The organism is Microbacterium sp. B35-04 (assembly GCF_010634885.1).
Taxonomy (GTDB): domain Bacteria; phylum Actinomycetota; class Actinomycetes; order Actinomycetales; family Microbacteriaceae; genus Microbacterium.
This window is the reverse complement of sequence record NZ_MWLP01000007.1, coordinates 1-15,233: the sequence shown is the minus strand read 5'-3', so window position 1 is coordinate 15,233 and position 15,233 is coordinate 1. Positions and strand designations below refer to the sequence as shown.

The 15,233-nt window shown below is 68.8% G+C and carries 13 protein-coding genes; 4 read left to right on the top strand and 9 right to left on the bottom strand.

The window, feature by feature from the left end:
• Positions 1-180 precede the first annotated feature (180 nt).
• The 9 genes from B1729_RS02080 to B1729_RS02040 form a co-directional block, all read right to left on the bottom strand.
• Positions 181-1,296 carry an adenosine deaminase gene (locus B1729_RS02080; protein ID WP_163620592.1) on the bottom strand — a complete coding sequence of 372 codons (1,116 nt, stop codon included), beginning with the start codon at positions 1,294-1,296 and terminating at the stop codon, positions 181-183.
• 93 nt (positions 1,297-1,389) lie between these two features.
• On the bottom strand, positions 1,390-2,688 hold the full coding sequence (locus B1729_RS02075) for a thymidine phosphorylase (RefSeq protein WP_163630434.1): 1,299 nt from the start codon (positions 2,686-2,688) through the stop codon (positions 1,390-1,392).
• Positions 2,685-3,086 (bottom strand): cytidine deaminase, encoded by a 402-nt coding sequence (locus B1729_RS02070; RefSeq protein ID WP_163620590.1) that lies wholly within the window; start codon positions 3,084-3,086, stop codon positions 2,685-2,687. The genes B1729_RS02075 and B1729_RS02070 overlap by 4 nt, the downstream gene beginning before the upstream one ends.
• Before the next feature lie 168 nt (positions 3,087-3,254).
• The gene (locus B1729_RS02065) at positions 3,255-4,541 is read right to left on the bottom strand and encodes an ABC transporter permease (protein WP_163630432.1); all 1,287 of its coding nucleotides are present in this window, start codon (positions 4,539-4,541) and stop codon (positions 3,255-3,257) included.
• Complete coding sequence (locus B1729_RS02060; RefSeq protein ID WP_204318840.1) at positions 4,538-5,905, bottom strand: ABC transporter permease; 1,368 nt, start codon at positions 5,903-5,905, stop codon at positions 4,538-4,540. The genes B1729_RS02065 and B1729_RS02060 overlap by 4 nt, the downstream gene beginning before the upstream one ends.
• A complete protein-coding gene (locus B1729_RS02055; protein WP_163630430.1) occupies positions 5,902-7,416 on the bottom strand; it encodes an ABC transporter ATP-binding protein in 1,515 nt (504 codons plus the stop codon). Before B1729_RS02055 ends, B1729_RS02060 begins: the two co-directional genes overlap by 4 nt.
• A 159-nt stretch (positions 7,417-7,575) precedes the next feature.
• Positions 7,576-8,721 carry a BMP family ABC transporter substrate-binding protein gene (locus B1729_RS02050; protein WP_163630428.1) on the bottom strand — a complete coding sequence of 382 codons (1,146 nt, stop codon included), beginning with the start codon at positions 8,719-8,721 and terminating at the stop codon, positions 7,576-7,578.
• Positions 8,722-8,950: 229 nt separating this feature from the next.
• A complete protein-coding gene (locus tag B1729_RS02045; RefSeq protein WP_163620586.1) occupies positions 8,951-10,066 on the bottom strand; it encodes a mannose-1-phosphate guanylyltransferase in 1,116 nt (371 codons plus the stop codon).
• Positions 10,067-10,141: 75 nt separating this feature from the next.
• Positions 10,142-11,305, bottom strand: a complete 1,164-nt coding sequence (locus B1729_RS02040) for an endo-1,4-beta-xylanase (protein WP_163630426.1) — start codon at positions 11,303-11,305, stop codon at positions 10,142-10,144.
• A gap of 323 nt (positions 11,306-11,628) precedes the next feature.
• On the opposite strand from B1729_RS02040, the gene sdhC reads away from it, so the two are divergent.
• From sdhC to B1729_RS02020, 4 genes are read left to right on the top strand one after another with little or no spacing between them, the layout of a single operon-like run.
• Entirely contained in the window at positions 11,629-12,060 is a 432-nt protein-coding gene (gene sdhC / locus B1729_RS02035; protein WP_163630425.1) for a succinate dehydrogenase, cytochrome b556 subunit, read from the top strand.
• Entirely contained in the window at positions 12,060-12,509 is a 450-nt protein-coding gene (locus B1729_RS02030) for a succinate dehydrogenase hydrophobic membrane anchor subunit (RefSeq protein ID WP_163620583.1), read from the top strand. Before sdhC ends, B1729_RS02030 begins: the two co-directional genes overlap by 1 nt.
• A gap of 46 nt (positions 12,510-12,555) precedes the next feature.
• Positions 12,556-14,397: a succinate dehydrogenase flavoprotein subunit gene (sdhA, locus tag B1729_RS02025; RefSeq protein ID WP_163630423.1), complete on the top strand. Its 1,842-nt coding sequence runs from the start codon at positions 12,556-12,558 to the stop codon at positions 14,395-14,397.
• Complete coding sequence (locus B1729_RS02020) at positions 14,397-15,197, top strand: succinate dehydrogenase iron-sulfur subunit (protein WP_204260189.1); 801 nt, start codon at positions 14,397-14,399, stop codon at positions 15,195-15,197. The genes sdhA and B1729_RS02020 overlap by 1 nt, the downstream gene beginning before the upstream one ends.
• Positions 15,198-15,233 lie beyond the last annotated feature (36 nt).

Here is a 15,233-nt window from a genome sequence, read left to right as displayed (position 1 = left end):
ACCCCGAAACCGGCGATGTCCGGACCGCACCAGATGGCGGGGGCCCGGAACGCGCAGCTGCCTGACGCCGGCGGCGAGGACGAGCGGATCACACACCGCCATCCACACCGCACCGGGCGCACCGGAGGAAGAGCGGATGCCTCGAACCGAGGCATCCGTCCGGAACCGGCCGCCGCGCGGCTAGGCCTCGAAGCCCTCGGCGATGAGGTCGATGAGCTCCTCGCGCTCCTCCACGGGGAGGAAGGCGCCGGCCGCGGCGTTGAGCTGGAAGGTCTCGAGGTCGTCGAGGCCGTACTCGAAGGTCTCGGCGAGCAGCGCCAGCTCGCGCGTCAGCGACGTGCGGCTCATCGTGCGGTTGTCGACGTTCACGGTCACCGAGAAGCCGAGCTGGTACAGCAGGTCGAAGGGGTGGTCCTCCATCGTGGTGCCCCAGCGCTCGATCGCCCCCGTCTGCAGGTTCGACGACGGCGACAGCTCCAGCGGGATCTCACGGTCGCGCACCCAGCGGGCGAGATCGCCGAACTGCACCAGCACCTCCTCGCCCGCGCGCGACACCACCTCGAGGTCTTCGGCGAGGCGCACGCCGTGACCGAGACGCAGCGCGCGGCCGTCGATGAGCGCCGAGCGGATCGACTCGAGCCCGGCCGCCTCACCCGCGTGCACGGTCGCGGGGAAGAACTCGGACGCCAGGTAGTCGAAGGCGTCGCGGTGGTTCGAGGCCGGGAAGCCGTCCTCGGGCCCGGCGATGTCGAAGCCGACCGCCCCACGGTTGCGCCACTCGACGGCGAGCCGGGCGATCTCGAGCGATCGGTCGGTGTGGCGCATCGCGGTGATGAGCTGCCCGACGCGGATGTCGTGCCCGCGACGCTCCGCGGCATCCTCGCCCTCCTCGATGCCCTGCTGGACCGCGGCGACGACCTCGTCGAGCGACAGCCCGCGGGCCAGGTGCTGCTCGGGCGCCCATCGCACCTCGCCGTAGATCACGCCGTCGGCGGCCAGATCCTCGACGAACTCGCGCGCGACGCGCGTGAGACCCTCGCGGGTCTGCATCACGCCGGTCGTCAGGTCGAAGGTCTTCAGGTACTCGACGAGCGAACCCGAGTCGCTCTTCTCTGCGAACCAGTCCGCCAGATCGTCCGGCTCGGACTCCGGCACGTCGAGCCCGATCGCGTCCGCCAACTCGATGATCGTCGCCGGCCGCACACCGCCGTCGAGGTGATCGTGGAGCGACACCTTGGGAAGGCTGCGGAGCGACACGCCATCGAGAATGGCGTCGCCGTGCTGGTCGATGGGCATGGATTTCTCCTCGTTTGCGATCGCGAGTGGGGATGTGGGACGGATGCCGCGACCCGGCGCCGCACCGGATCCCCGGCGCGGGACTGACCCAGCCTAGGCGGTGATGCGTTCCAGGACGAGAGGCGCGGCAGCCGGCGCCTCGGCGCCGATCCGCCACGCGCCCTCGACGGCTTCGAGGGCACGCTCGAAGCGCGAGTCATCCTCGCCGAGCAGGGTGAACAGCGGCTGTCCGACCGCGACCTCGTCGCCCGGCTTGACGTGGAGATCGATGCCGGCAGCGTGCAGCACCGGGTCCTGCGCACGCGCGCGGCCGGCACCCAGACGCCATGCGGCGATGCCGAACGGCAGCGCCTCCATGCCGGCGACGTATCCCGCCTGAGTCGACGTGACCGTGTGGGTCTCGTTCGGGGCCGGGAGGGCGGCATCCGGGTCGCCGTCCTGGGCGCGGATCATGGCGCGCCAGGCGTCCATCGCACGGCCGTCCTGCAGTGCCGCCTCGACGTCCGCGTCGGGCTGCCCGGCGAGCGCGAGCATCTCGCGCGCGAGCGCGATCGTCAGTTCCACCACGTCGGCGGGGCCGCCGCCGGCGAGCACCTCGACAGACTCGCGCACCTCGTTGGCATTGCCGATGGCGAGACCGAGAGGCGTGTTCATGTCGGTCAGGAGCGCGGTCGTCGCCACGCCCGAGTCCGTGCCGAGCGCCACCATGGTGCGCGCCAGCTCGCGCGCCTTGTCGACGTCGCGCATGAACGCGCCGGAGCCGAACTTCACGTCGAGGACGAGCGAGTCGGTGCCCTCGGCGATCTTCTTCGACATGATGCTCGACGCGATCAGCGGGATGGCCTCGACGGTGCCGGTGACATCGCGCAGCGCGTAGAGCTTCTTGTCGGCGGGCGCGAGCCCCGAGCCGGCGGCGCAGATGACCGCGCCGACGTCGCGCAGCTGCGCGAACATCTCGTCGTTCGACAGCGCCGCGCGCCACCCGGGGATCGACTCGAGCTTGTCGAGCGTGCCGCCGGTGTGACCGAGCCCGCGGCCCGAGAGCTGCGGCACTGCGACGCCGAACGAGGCGACCAGCGGGGCCAGCGGCAGCGTGATCTTGTCGCCGACGCCGCCCGTGGAATGCTTGTCCACCGTCGGCTTGCCGAGCCCGGAGAAGCTCATCCGCTCCCCCGACGCGATCATCGCGTCGGTCATGACGCGGATCTCGTCGCGTGCCATGCCGTTGAGCAGCACCGCCATCGCGAACGCCGCCATCTGGGAGTCCGCGACGTAGCCGCGGGTATACGCGTCCACCATCCAGCGCAGCGCGCTCTCGGACACCGCGCCGCCGTCACGCTTCGCGCGGATGACGTCGACCGCGTCGAACGGCTCCACCGCGGCATCCGTCATCGCGCCGCCTCCTCGAGGTCGCGGGGCCCGAACGCGTCGGGGAGCACCTCGTCGATCGTGCGGATGCCCGACACGGTCTCGAGCAGCATGCCCGGGATCGCGAACTCGTTGAGCAGCTGCCGGCAGCGGCCGCACGGCATGATCGTGTCGCCGTGGCCGTTGACGCACACGAAGGCCACGAGGCCTCCCCCGCCCGACATCTGCAGTTCGCTGACCAGACCGCATTCGGCGCAGAGCCCCACGCCGTACGACGCGTTCTCGACGTTGCAGCCCGTGACGATGCGGCCGTCGGTCACGAGCGCGGCCGCTCCCACCTTGTAGCGCGAGTAGGGCGCGTAGGCGCGCTGCATGGCGTCGGTCGCGGCGGCGCGCAGCTCGTCCCAGTCGATATCGGTCACTTCAGGGCTCCGTTCACGGTGAGGGAAAGCGTCACAGGGGTCCGCCGCCGTTCCGTCGAGCCCGTCGGAGCATCCGCCCGACCGGCCCGGTATCCGGAGGGTCGGCGGCGGCGGGTGCGGATGCCGCGGCTCGGCATCCGTCCCTCGTCAGGGTCGCGGCGGGCACGGTCAACCCTTTATGTAGGGCTTGCCGGCCGCCGCTGGGCCGCGGATCTGACCGGCGAAACCGGCGACGGCGATGATCGTCACAAGGTAGGGCAGCATCAGCATGAACTCACTGGGGATCGGCGTGCGCAGCACCGTCAGGAGGTTCTGCAGGTTCGTGGCGAAGCCGAAGAGCAGCGCGGCGAGCGTCGCCCGGATCGGATCCCAGCGACCGAAGATGACGGCCGCCAGCGCGATGAAGCCGAGCCCCGCGGTCATCTCCTTGGTGAACTGCCCCACCGAGACGAGCGTGAAGTACGCGCCGCCGATGCCGGCGATCGCGCCGGCGAGCGAGACGTTCCAGAAGCGGCTCGTGTTGACCTTGATGCCCACTGTGTCGGCGGCCTGCGGGTGCTCGCCGACAGCACGCAGGCGAAGGCCCCAGCGCGTCCGGTACAGGCCCCACGCGACCAGCGCGATCGTCACGTACATGAGGTACACGATGAAGGTCTGATTGAAGAGCACGGGGCCGATGATGGGGATCTCGCTGAGGACGGGGATCTCCCAGCGCGTGAAGCGCACCGGCCGGTTCAGCTCCGCCTCGTTCGGAACGAGCAGCGCACCATAGAGGAACCCGGTGAGACCGGTGACGAGAACGTTGAGCACGACACCGACGATCACCTGGTCGACGAGGTACTTGATCGAGAACGCCGCCAGGACGAACGCCACCAGCACGCCGCCGATCATCGCTCCGATGAGCCCGACGAAGGGGTTCTGCGTGATGCTCGCCAGCAGTGCGGCACTGAACGCGCCGAAGAGGAACTGCCCCTCGATCGCCACGTTGACCACACCCACGCGCTCTCCGATGACACCTCCCAGCGCACCGAAGATGAGGGGCACCGAGAGCGACAGCGAACCGAACAGCAGTCCGGTGACCGGCACCAGGCCGCCCGCCGAGGCCCACACCAGGAACGCGAAGATGGCGAGGAAGCCGTAGACGATCGGCAGCCAGATCCCGGTGCGGCGGTACGAGATCGCGTCCCAGAACGCCCACAGCGTGAGCAGGACCAGCAGCGCGACCACGATCCAGCAGGTCAGCGCGGTCGGAACGCTCACGTTCGGCAGCGCGATCGACGATCCGGGGTCGCCGAGGCGGAACGTGCTGACGCCGTTGCGCGGCACCAGCAGGAAGAGCAGGGCGAGCAGCACCGTCGCGATCGCGAGGGTGACGGGCAGCTTGAAGTGGCGCACCTTCACGGTGGCGAGCTGGATCGTTCCGCCTGCGGCCGGCGCGGGAGCGAGGGTGGTCATGCGGACACCGCCTTCTTCGCGGCCTTGGCTCTCGCCTTGGCGGCCTTCTCGGCATCGGTCTTCGGCAGGAAGAAGATCGTGCGGATGAGCGGCGGGGCCGCGATGAACAGCACGATCAGCGACTGCACGACGAGCACGATGTCGACCGGGATGCCCTGCGACGCCTGCATCGTGAACGAGCCCGCCTTGAGCGCGCCGAACAGGATGCCGGCCGCGAACACGCCCCATGCCCGGCTGCGACCGAGGAGGGCCACGGTGATGGCGTCGAAGCCGATGCCGGCGTCGATGAGACCGTCGAAGCCGGTGGTCACCGAGCCCTGGATCTGGTTCATGCCGGCGAGGCCCGCCAGGCCTCCGGCGAACAGCATCGCGTAGATGTACATCCGCTGCACCGAGATGCCGGATGCGCGGGCCGCATGCGGGTTCTCACCCACTGCGCGCAGGCGGAATCCGAGGCTCGAGCGCTCGACCAGCCACCACACGAACACGGTGGCTGCGATCACGATGATGAAACCCCAGTCCAGCAGCGGGAAGCGGGGCCCGAGGAGCTCGGGGAACTGCGCGTTGGCCGGGGTCGCCTGCGAGATCGGCTGATCGCCGGCCGGACGCTGCAGGATGCCGGGGGTGCGCACCATCCACGTCACGAGGTAGAACGCGACGTAGTTGAGCATGATCGTGAGGATCACCTCGTGCGCGCCGGTGCGGGCCTTCAGCACACCGACGATGCCACCCCAGATCGCACCGCCCGCAATTCCCGCGGCGAGCGTCAGCGGCAGCTGGAGGAAGATCGGCAGGTTCAGGTTGAACGTCAGGAGCGCCGCGGTCGCGCACGCGATCAGGATCTGACCGCGGCCGCCGATGTTGAAGAGGCCGACGCGGAAGGCGAGCGCGACACCGAGGCCGGCCGCGATGAGCGGCGCGGCGAATCCGAGCGTGTTCGTGAGCGGCCGGATCTGGGTCGCGAAGTCGTTGGCGCGGGGGTTGAAGACGGCACCGCGGAACATCGCCTCATAGCCGCCGTACACCGCGTTCCAGATGGCGACGAAGGTGTCGCCGGGGCGCGCGAAGAAGTAGCCGGAGGCCTCCTGGACCTCTTCGTCGGTGAGCGCCATGAGGATGCCGCCGACGATCATCGCCACGACGATCGCGAGGACCGTCGTGACCCAGTTGCTGCGCAGGAGATCCTTGATGAAGACGTTCTGGCGCGGCGGCGGGGGCACCTCGCCGTCGACGGCGCCGGGCGCATCGGGAGTCGGCGCGGGGAGGTCGGGCGAGCCCGTGAGGGGCCCCGAGACGTTCGGGAGCTGCTCGGGCGGCAGGCCCTTCAGCGGTTCGCCGCTCGCGGCGGGGATCTGACCGCTCACGCGACCGCCTCCTCTGGCTTCTCGCCGGCCATCATGAGGCCGAGAACGTCACGGGCGGTGTCGCCGGGCACGATGCCGACGATCGCGCCGCGGTACATCACGACGATGCGGTCGGCGAGGGCGGCGACCTCGTCCAGCTCGGTGGAGACGACGACGACGGGGATGCCGGCATCCCGCGTCTCGACGATGCGCTTGTGGATGAACTCGATCGAACCGACGTCGACACCGCGTGTCGGCTGCGCGGCGACGAGCAGCTTCAGCTCGCGGCTCATCTCGCGCGCGATGACGACCTTCTGCTGGTTGCCGCCCGACAGGGTACCGGCCGGAACGTCGGGGCCTTGCGTCCGGATGTCGTACTCGGTGATGCGCGCCTTGGCGAAGTCGTCGAGCACGCCGCGGCGGATCGTTCCGCCGGAGACGAACGCGGTGTCGCCGGAGCGGTCGAGGATGAGGTTCTCCGCCACCGAGAAGGTGCCGACGAGGCCGTCCTCGGTGCGGTCCTCGGGGACGAACCCGACGCCCTCGTCGAGGATGCCGCGCACGCTCTTGCCCACGAGCTCGATCCCGTCGAGCTCGATCGAGCCGCTCACGCGGTCCGCCAGTCCGACCATCGCCTCGATCAGCTCGGTCTGGCCGTTGCCCTGCACGCCTGCGACGGCCAGGATCTCTCCCGGGCGCACGTCGAAGCTCACGTTGTCGACGACCACCGTGCCGTTGGCGGTCACGACCCGCAGGTCACGCACCTCGAGGCCGCCTTCGCCGGGCTTCGGCGGGTCTTTGTGCACGGTCAGCTCGACGGCGCGTCCGACCATGAGAGAGGCCAGCTCGGCGTTGGATGCGGTGGGCGCTGCCTCACCGACGACCTTGCCGAGCCGGATCACCGTGATGCGGTCCGCGACCGCGCGGACCTCGCGCAGCTTGTGGGTGATGAAGACGATCGACGTGCCCTCGTCGCGCAGCTGGCGCATGATGGCCATCAGCTCGTCGGTCTCCTGCGGCGTCAGCACCGCCGTGGGCTCGTCGAACACGAGCACCTTGGCGTCGCGCGAGAGCGCCTTGATGATCTCGACGCGCTGCTGGACTCCGACGGGCAGGTCCCCGACAAGGGCGTCGGGGTCGACCTCGAAGCCGAACCGGTCGGCGACGGCGCGCACGTGCTGGCGCGCCTTGGCGAGGTCGAGGGCGCCGAGCGCTTTGGTGTCTTCGTGCCCGAGCATGACGTTCTCAGCGACGGTGAAGACAGGGATGAGCATGAAGTGCTGGTGCACCATGCCGATGCCCGCGTTCATCGCGTCGCCGGGTCCGCGGAAGTGCTGGACGGCGTCGTCCAGGAGGATCTCCCCCTCGTCGGCCTGGTAGAGGCCGTAGAGCACGTTCATCAGAGTGGACTTGCCGGCGCCGTTCTCCCCGAGAAGGGCGTGGATCTCACCGGGCTGGACCACGAGATCGATGTGGTCGTTCGCGACGAGAGACCCGAAACGCTTCGTGATGCCACGGAGCTCGAGCTTCATAACTGCACCTTATATATATCCAGGAGGCCGCGGCAGATATATCCGGGAGGGGGCGGCGCCGTCCGACCGGCCGGCCGCGGGCCCATCGGCGTCGCCACGCCGGAAGAACGCGGCCGGGTGGAATCGTCCACCCGGCCGCGTCCTGTCGTCGTGCTGCCGTTACGGCGAGCTGGGCGAGGTCACCTCGAGCTCGCCCGAGATGATCTGCTCGCGCAGCGCGTCGAGCTCGTCGGTCAGGCCCTCGGGCAGCTCGGCCTCGAAGGAGCCGAAGCCGGACAGGCCGACACCGTCGTTCTCGAGCGTGCCGATGTACGGCGTGACGTCGAAGTCACCGGTCGACGCCTCCAGCGTGGCCTGGTAGACGGCCTCGTCGATGCGCTTCATGATCGAGACGAGCACCATGTCGGCGACCGACGGGTCGGCCGCGGCGAGGTCGGAGTCGACGCCGAGCATGACGGTGCCGGTGCCGCCGTCGGTGATGGCGTCACGCGCGCTCTGGTAGATCGGGCCGCCGACGGGCAGGATCACGTCGACGCCCTGGTCGAGGATGCCCTGCGCGGTCTGCTTGGCGGTGTCGTTGGCCTGGAAGCCACCGGTCATCGAGCCCTGCTGCGCGGCCACGTCCCAGCCGTAGGTCTCGACAGCGCCGCCCTTGTCTTCGTTGTACTTCGCGACACCGTCGACGAAGCCGTCCATGAAGATGGTGACCGGCGGGATCGGGATGCCGCCGAACGTGCCGACCTTGTTGACGCCGGCCTGCGCCGACCAGGCGGCCGCGGCGTAGCCGCCGAGGTACGCGGCCTGGACCGTGTCGAACATGAGCGGCTTGATGTTGGGGGCGTCGGTGGCGCCGTCGCCGATGTCGTTGCCCTCGTCGTCCTTCGCGCCGGTGTTGTCGGCCCAGTCGTCGATGATCGCGTAGGTCACTTCGGGGTTCGCGTTCGCCGAGGCGATCGTGTCGGCCGAGAGCTTGAAGCCGACCGAGACGATGAACGTGCAGCCTTCGGCGATCAGGTTCTCGAGGTTGGGCGCGTAGTCGTTGGCCGAGCTGGACTCCACCTCGATCGGCTCGACGCCGAGCTCCTCGGCGGCGCGCTCCATGCCTTCGAGGGCCGACTGGTTGAACGACTTGTCGTTGAACCCGCCGTCGTCCGAGACGAGGCAGGGGGTGAAGCCGTCGACGACGTCACCGGCGTCACCGGTCGGGTCGGTCTCCTCCGGGGCGGAGCCGCAGCCCGCGAGGGCGATCAGCAGGCTCGCGGCGGCTGTGACGCCGATGAGCTTCTTGGTGCGTGAGATGGTCAACTCAGCCTCCACTACGTTCTCCCGCGTCCTTCACGGGGACTGGACAAAGTTACCCACTGTGACGGCGCGGTTGCATGCTTCGCGGCCCCCCGTTCGCGAAAGGTTACAAAGACGCAATCTGCGGTGCGATGAGAAGTCGATGAGGAAAACGGATGCCGCAGCCGCGGCTGGGCCCATGCGCCCGAGGCTCCGCTCAGCGCGAAGGGATGAGTGGAGAGGCGTGGGACCTTCAGAGCACCTCGCCGCGCCCGCTCAGCTTGAGCGCATCGACGACGCCCTTCACCCGCTGGGCGTGTTCGCTGGTGGTCACGAGGAGCGCATCCTCGGTGTCGACCACGACGATGTCTCGCACGCCGATCAGGCTGATGACGCGCCGCGTCTGGCTGACCACGATGCCGCTGGCGGCATCCGACAGGATGCGGGCGTTCTCGCCGAGGATCGCCAGATCGTTCTTGCGGCCGTGCGAGTTGAGCTTGGCGAGACTCGCGAAGTCGCCCACGTCGTCCCAGTCGAAGTGCCCGGGGATGACGGCGAGGCGACCCTTCGCGGCCGCGGGCTCGGCGACGGAGTAGTCGATCGCGATCTTCTTGAGCGTCGGCCACACCTGGTCCACGACCGGCCCGCGCTCCTCGCGGTCGTCCCACGCCCCGGCGAGCTCCATGAGCCCGGCGTGGAGCTCCGGCTCGTTCTCGGCGATCTCGGCGAGCAGCACGTCGGCGCGGGAGATGAACATGCCCGCGTTCCACAGGTAGTTGCGGTCGGCGAAGTACTCCTTCGCGGTCTCGAGATCCGGCTTCTCCACGAAGTTCTGGACGAGGGCCGCCTCGGGCGCTCCGTCGACGGACAGCGCATCGCCCTTCTTGATGTAGCCGAACCCGACGGACGGCTCGGACGGCTGGATGCCGATGGTGCAGATGTACCCCTCTCGCGCGGTGGCGACCGCCTGGTTCACCGCCCACTCGAACAGCTGCGGGACGCGGATGACGTGGTCTGCGGCGAACGAGCCGATGATGACGTCGGGCTCGCGGCGCGAGAGGATCGCGGCGGCCAGGCCGATCGCCGCCGTCGAGTCGCGCGGCTCGGACTCGAGGAAGACGTTCTTGTCGGCGATGCCGGGAAGCTCCCGCTCGACCGCTCCGCGGTGCGCGCGCCCGGTGACCACGGCGATGCGGTCGTCACCGGCGAGCGGTGCCAGGCGGTCCCAGGTGTCGCGGAGCAGCGTCTGCCCCGACCCGGTGAGGTCGTGGAGGAACTTCGGCGCGTCGGCACGGGACAGCGGCCACAGCCGGCTGCCGATGCCCCCGGCGGGGATCACGGCGTAGAAGTCGTCGATGGGTCCTGACATGTTGACGAGGCTACTCGTCGATCCTCCATGCGACAGCGGCGGGGCGCATCGCGCCCCGCCGTCGTCGCGCCCGGCTCAGCCGCGCCGCGGGGAGGTGCCCGGTGTGGCGTCGGTCAGCGACTGGAGCATCGCGTCGAAGGCGGGCTTCGGCGTGAAGTCATCCTCGAAGATCGTCGCCCAGCCCTCGCCCGGGAAGACGTCGGGAACCCAGGAGTTCGCGTCCGGGAAGCCCCACACCGTGAAGGACGAGCACGCCGCCACGTTCAGGCACGCCTCGAGCATGGCGTCGTAGCGCTCGGCCTGCACCGCCACCTGCTCGGGCGTCGGGCCCGTCTCACCGGCCTGCACCGGGATGCGCACGTCCGCCTCGGTCACGGCGACCTTCAGCCCGAGTGCCGCGAAGCGCTCGAAGTTCGCCTGGATGGAGGTGTCGAAGCCGTACAGGAGGCTGAGGTGGCCCTGGGCGCCGAAGCCGCCCAGCGGAACGCCGTCGGCAAGCATCCGCTGCGCGAGCGCATAGTAGGCGTCCGTCTTCTCGTTGATGCCCTCCGCGTTGTAGTCGTTGAGGAACAGCACGGCGTCGGGGTCGGCTTCGTGCGCCCAGCGGAAGGCGTCTTCGATGAGCGAGATCGGGTCGTCGGCGCACGCCCGGAGGAACGGATTGGCCTCGGTGCGCAGACGCACGCCGCCGTTGTCCCACGTGTCCTGGAAGATCTCGTTCGCCACGTCCCACTCATAGATCTCGCCCTTGAAGTGACCGACCACGGTGCGGATGTGGTCTTCGAGGACGGCACGTGCCTGGTCGCACGTCCAAGTCTGGCTCGCAGCGGTGACCCACGCCGGATTCTGGCTGTGCCAGAGCAGCGTGTGGCCGCGCACCTGCTGGTGGTTCGCCTCGGCGAAGGCGACGAGGGCGTCGGCGGACGAGAAGTCGTACACGTCCGGAGCGGGGTGCACGGCATCCCATTTCATGTCGTTCTCGGGCGTCAAGGACGAGAACTGCGCGCTCAGGACCTGCTGATACTCGGTGGGCGCGGAGCGGTCGTACTCGACGAGGTCGCGCTGGCCCCAGACGGCGCTGCCGATGGCGAGGTCGCGCGGCGCCTGGTTGCGGAGGGCGTCCTTGTCGGAGTTGCTGATTCCGGGCGGGGCGGCACCGGCCGCCGTCGCACCCCACAGGGGCAGCACGAGGGCGGCGGCGGCGGTGGCCGCCAGAAGTGATCGGATCGATCGGCGCATGGGAACTCCTGACATCGTTGTCGGTACATACGGACCGCCTCGCGGCACATATGTTCTTGCGTGCAACAAACGCTAGGCGGCGCTCCGAGGGAGGGCAAAAGGTTTCGGAACGTTTTCCACCACGGCCGCCGAAGCCCCCGAAATCTCTCGACGTCGAGAGAAGTTAGGTCGGCCTAATCACCCACGCCCGCGCGACGGGAATAGGATGGTCCCAGCGCCCGCGTGACGCCGACGGCTCGAAGCGCACTGTTCCGGGCCACTTCGGGGGACGTCCTCACAGTCCGAGGCCAGCCCCACCGTGTTTCGATCCAAGGAGGACGGCCGTGTCTGCACCAGCACGCGTCACACCGTCGGTATCCGAGACCACCTCCCGAGTTCCCCGCGGCACCCTGTACCGCGGAAACGAAGGCATGTGGTCGTGGGTGCTGCACCGCATCACCGGCGTCGCGATCTTCTTCTTCCTGCTGGTCCACATCCTCGACACCGCCCTCATCCGCGTGTCCCCCGAGGCGTACGACGCGGTGATCGGCACCTACAAGAACTGGGTGATGGCCCTCGGCGAGGTCGCCCTCGTCGGCGCCATCGCGTACCACGCCTACAACGGGCTGCGCATCATCCTGGTCGACTTCTGGTCGTGGGCCACCCGCCACCAGCGCCAGCTGTGGTGGGGAGTCCTGGGCCTGTGGGTCGTGACGATGCTGGGCTTCGCGCCGCGCCACCTCATGCTCGCGTTCGCTCCGGCAGGAGGCCACTGATGACCGCCATCGCCGACCCCCGCGCCCCGCACGCCCCCGCCCGGCGCAAGGGCCCCAACCTCGAGAAGTGGGGCTGGATCTACATGCGCGCCTCCGGCGTGCTGCTCGTCGTCCTGATCTTCGGCCACCTCTTCGTGAACCTCATGCTCGGCGAGGGCATCCACGGCATCGACTTCGCCTTCGTCGTCGGAAAGTTCGCCTCGCCGTTCTGGCAGTGGTGGGACGTGCTGATGCTGTGGCTCGCACTGATCCACGGCGCCAACGGCATGCGCACGATCGTCAACGACTACGTCACGCACCCGACGACGCGCCGCGTGCTGGTGTGGGCCCTGTGGCTCGCCGCGGGATTCCTCATCGTGCTCGGCACGCTGGTCGTCTTCACCTTCGACCCCTGCCTCGGCTTTGACGCCGAGACCGCGTCCGACCTCATCGTCAGCATCTGCGCCTAGCGTTCGGGCGCGTCCCCCCGAGCATCGACCACCGAAAGCATCCAGCGTGAGCACTGAGACCCCTGCCGGCACCGAGAGCATTGCAAGCTACGTCAAGGATGGCGTCCACTACCACCAGTTCGACATCGTCATCGTGGGCGCCGGCGGCGCCGGCATGCGGGCGGCCATCGAGGCCGGTCCCGGAGCTCGGACGGCGGTCATCTCGAAGCTGTACCCCACCCGCTCGCACACGGGTGCGGCGCAGGGCGGGATGGCGGCGGCGCTGGCCAACGTCGAAGAGGACTCGTGGGAGTGGCACACCTTCGACACCGTCAAGGGCGGCGACTACCTCGTCGACCAGGACGCCGCCGAGATCCTCGCAAGAGAGGCCATCGACGCGGTCATCGACCTCGAGAACATGGGCCTGCCGTTCAACCGCACGCCCGAGGGAAAGATCGACCAGCGCCGCTTCGGCGGCCACACCGCCGATCACGGCAAGACCCCCGTGCGCCGCGCGTGCTACGCCGCCGACCGCACCGGTCACATGATCCTGCAGACGCTGTTCCAGAACTGCGTGAAGCTCGGCATCAACTTCTTCAACGAGTTCTACGTGCTCGACCTCATCACGGTGGGCGAAGGCAAGGACCAGCAGATCGCGGGCGTCGTCGCCTACGAGCTCGCCACCGGTGAGCTGCACGTCTTCCAGTCCAAGGCCGTGATCTTCGCGACCGGGGGCTTCGGCAAGATCTTCAAGACCACCTCCAACGCGCACACCCTCACGGGTGACGGCGTGGGCATCATCTGGCGAAAGGGCCTGCCGCTGGAGGACATGGAGTTCTTCCAGTTCCACCCGACCGGTCTCGCCGGGCTCGGCATCCTTCTCACCGAAGGCGCCCGCGGCGAAGGCGCGATCCTGCGCAACGCCTCGGGCGAGCGCTTCATGGAGCGCTACGCGCCGACCATCAAGGACCTCGCGCCACGTGACATCGTCAGCCGCTGCATGGTCCAGGAGGTCGCCGAAGGGCGCGGCGCCGGCCCGCACCGCGACTACGTGCTGCTGGACTGCACGCACCTGGGGGCCGAGGTGCTCGAGACCAAGCTCCCCGACATCACCGAGTTCGCGCGCACCTACCTCGGCGTCGACCCGGTCGTCGAGCCCGTGCCCGTCATGCCGACCGCGCACTACGCGATGGGCGGCATCCCGACCAACAACGACGCGCAGGTGCTGAGCGACAACACCACCGTCGTGCCGGGCCTGTACGCCGCCGGCGAGTGCGCATGCGTCTCGGTGCACGGCTCGAACCGCCTCGGCACCAACTCGCTGCTCGACATCAACGTGTTCGGCAAGCGCGCCGGGCGCAACGCCGTCCAGTACGTCAAGACCGCCGACTTCGTCGCGCTGCCCGATGACCCGGCCGCCGAGGTGCGCACCCTCATCGAGGGACTGCGCAACAACCAGGGCACCGAGCGCATCGCCGTGCTGCGCAAGACGCTGCAGGACGAGATGGACCGCAAGGCCCAGGTGTTCCGCACCGACGAGTCGCTCAGCGAGGTGCTCGAGGTCATCTCCGAGCTTCGCGAGCGCTTCAAGAACGTGCACGTCGACGACAAGGGCAAGCGGTTCAACACCGATCTGCTCGAGGCCGTCGAGCTCGGGTTCCTCCTCGACATCGCCGAGGTCGTGGTCGTGACCGCGAAGAACCGCAAGGAGAGCCGTGGCGGTCACATGCGCGACGACTACTCCACGCGCGACGACGAGAACTACATGAAGCACACCATGGCGTACCTGTCGGGCGATGCCGCGTCCTCGCATTCGGAGGACCACATCCGCCTCGACTGGAAACCCGTCGTCTTCACGAAGAACGAGGCGGGCGAATTGCGCTACCCACCGTTGGAGAGGAAGTACTGATGTCGACCTCGGTCACCGACGTCATCGAGCGCACCGACGCCGACGCACCCGTCCGCGCGGAGGAGTCCGCGAACGACACCGGCATCCAGTCGTTCCTGGTCACCTTCATCATCCGGCGGTTCAACCCTGAGGTCGACGAAGAGCCGCGCTGGGTCGACTACGACGTCGAGCTGTACTCGACCGACCGCGTGCTGGACGCCCTGCACAAGATCAAATGGGAGGTCGACGGCTCGCTGACGTTCCGCCGATCCTGCGCCCACGGCATCTGCGGGTCCGACGCGATGCGCATCAACGGCCGCAACCGGCTCGCCTGCAAGACCCTCATCAAGGATCTCGACATCTCGCAGCCGATCTACGTCGAGGCGATCAAGGGCCTGCCGCTCGAGAAGGACCTCGTCGTCGACATGGAGCCGTTCTTCGCGTCGTACCGCGAGGTGCAGCCGTTCCTCATCGCGAGCTCGAAGCCCGAGCCCGGCAAGGAGCGCATCCAGTCGATCGTGGACCGCGAGGTCTTCGACGACACCACGAAGTGCATCCTCTGCGCCGCGTGCACGTCGTCGTGCCCGGTGTTCTGGACCGACGGGCAGTACTTCGGGCCCGCCGCGATCGTCAACGCGCACCGCTTCATCTTCGACTCGCGCGACGACGCGGGCGACGTGCGTCTCGACATCCTCAACGACAAGGAGGGCGTGTGGCGCTGCCGCACCACCTTCAACTGCACCGAGGCGTGCCCCCGCGGCATCGAGGTGACCAAGGCGATCGCCGAGGTCAAGCAGGCGGTCCTGCGCGGACGCGCCTAAGCACCTCGACAGCTTTCACAGACGGATGCCGCATCG

Coding starts and splice junctions, on each gene's coding strand:
- B1729_RS02065 (WP_163630432.1), bottom strand. CDS start 4,541: ATGACCACCCTCGCTCCCGCGCCGGCCGCAGGCGGAACGATCCAGCTC.
- B1729_RS02040 (WP_163630426.1), bottom strand. CDS start 11,305: ATGCGCCGATCGATCCGATCACTTCTGGCGGCCACCGCCGCCGCCGCC.
- B1729_RS02055 (WP_163630430.1), bottom strand. CDS start 7,416: ATGAAGCTCGAGCTCCGTGGCATCACGAAGCGTTTCGGGTCTCTCGTC.
- B1729_RS02080 (WP_163620592.1), bottom strand. CDS start 1,296: ATGCCCATCGACCAGCACGGCGACGCCATTCTCGATGGCGTGTCGCTC.
- B1729_RS02020 (WP_204260189.1), top strand. CDS start 14,397: ATGTCGACCTCGGTCACCGACGTCATCGAGCGCACCGACGCCGACGCA.
- B1729_RS02045 (WP_163620586.1), bottom strand. CDS start 10,066: ATGTCAGGACCCATCGACGACTTCTACGCCGTGATCCCCGCCGGGGGC.
- B1729_RS02075 (WP_163630434.1), bottom strand. CDS start 2,688: ATGACGGATGCCGCGGTGGAGCCGTTCGACGCGGTCGACGTCATCCGC.
- B1729_RS02030 (WP_163620583.1), top strand. CDS start 12,060: ATGACCGCCATCGCCGACCCCCGCGCCCCGCACGCCCCCGCCCGGCGC.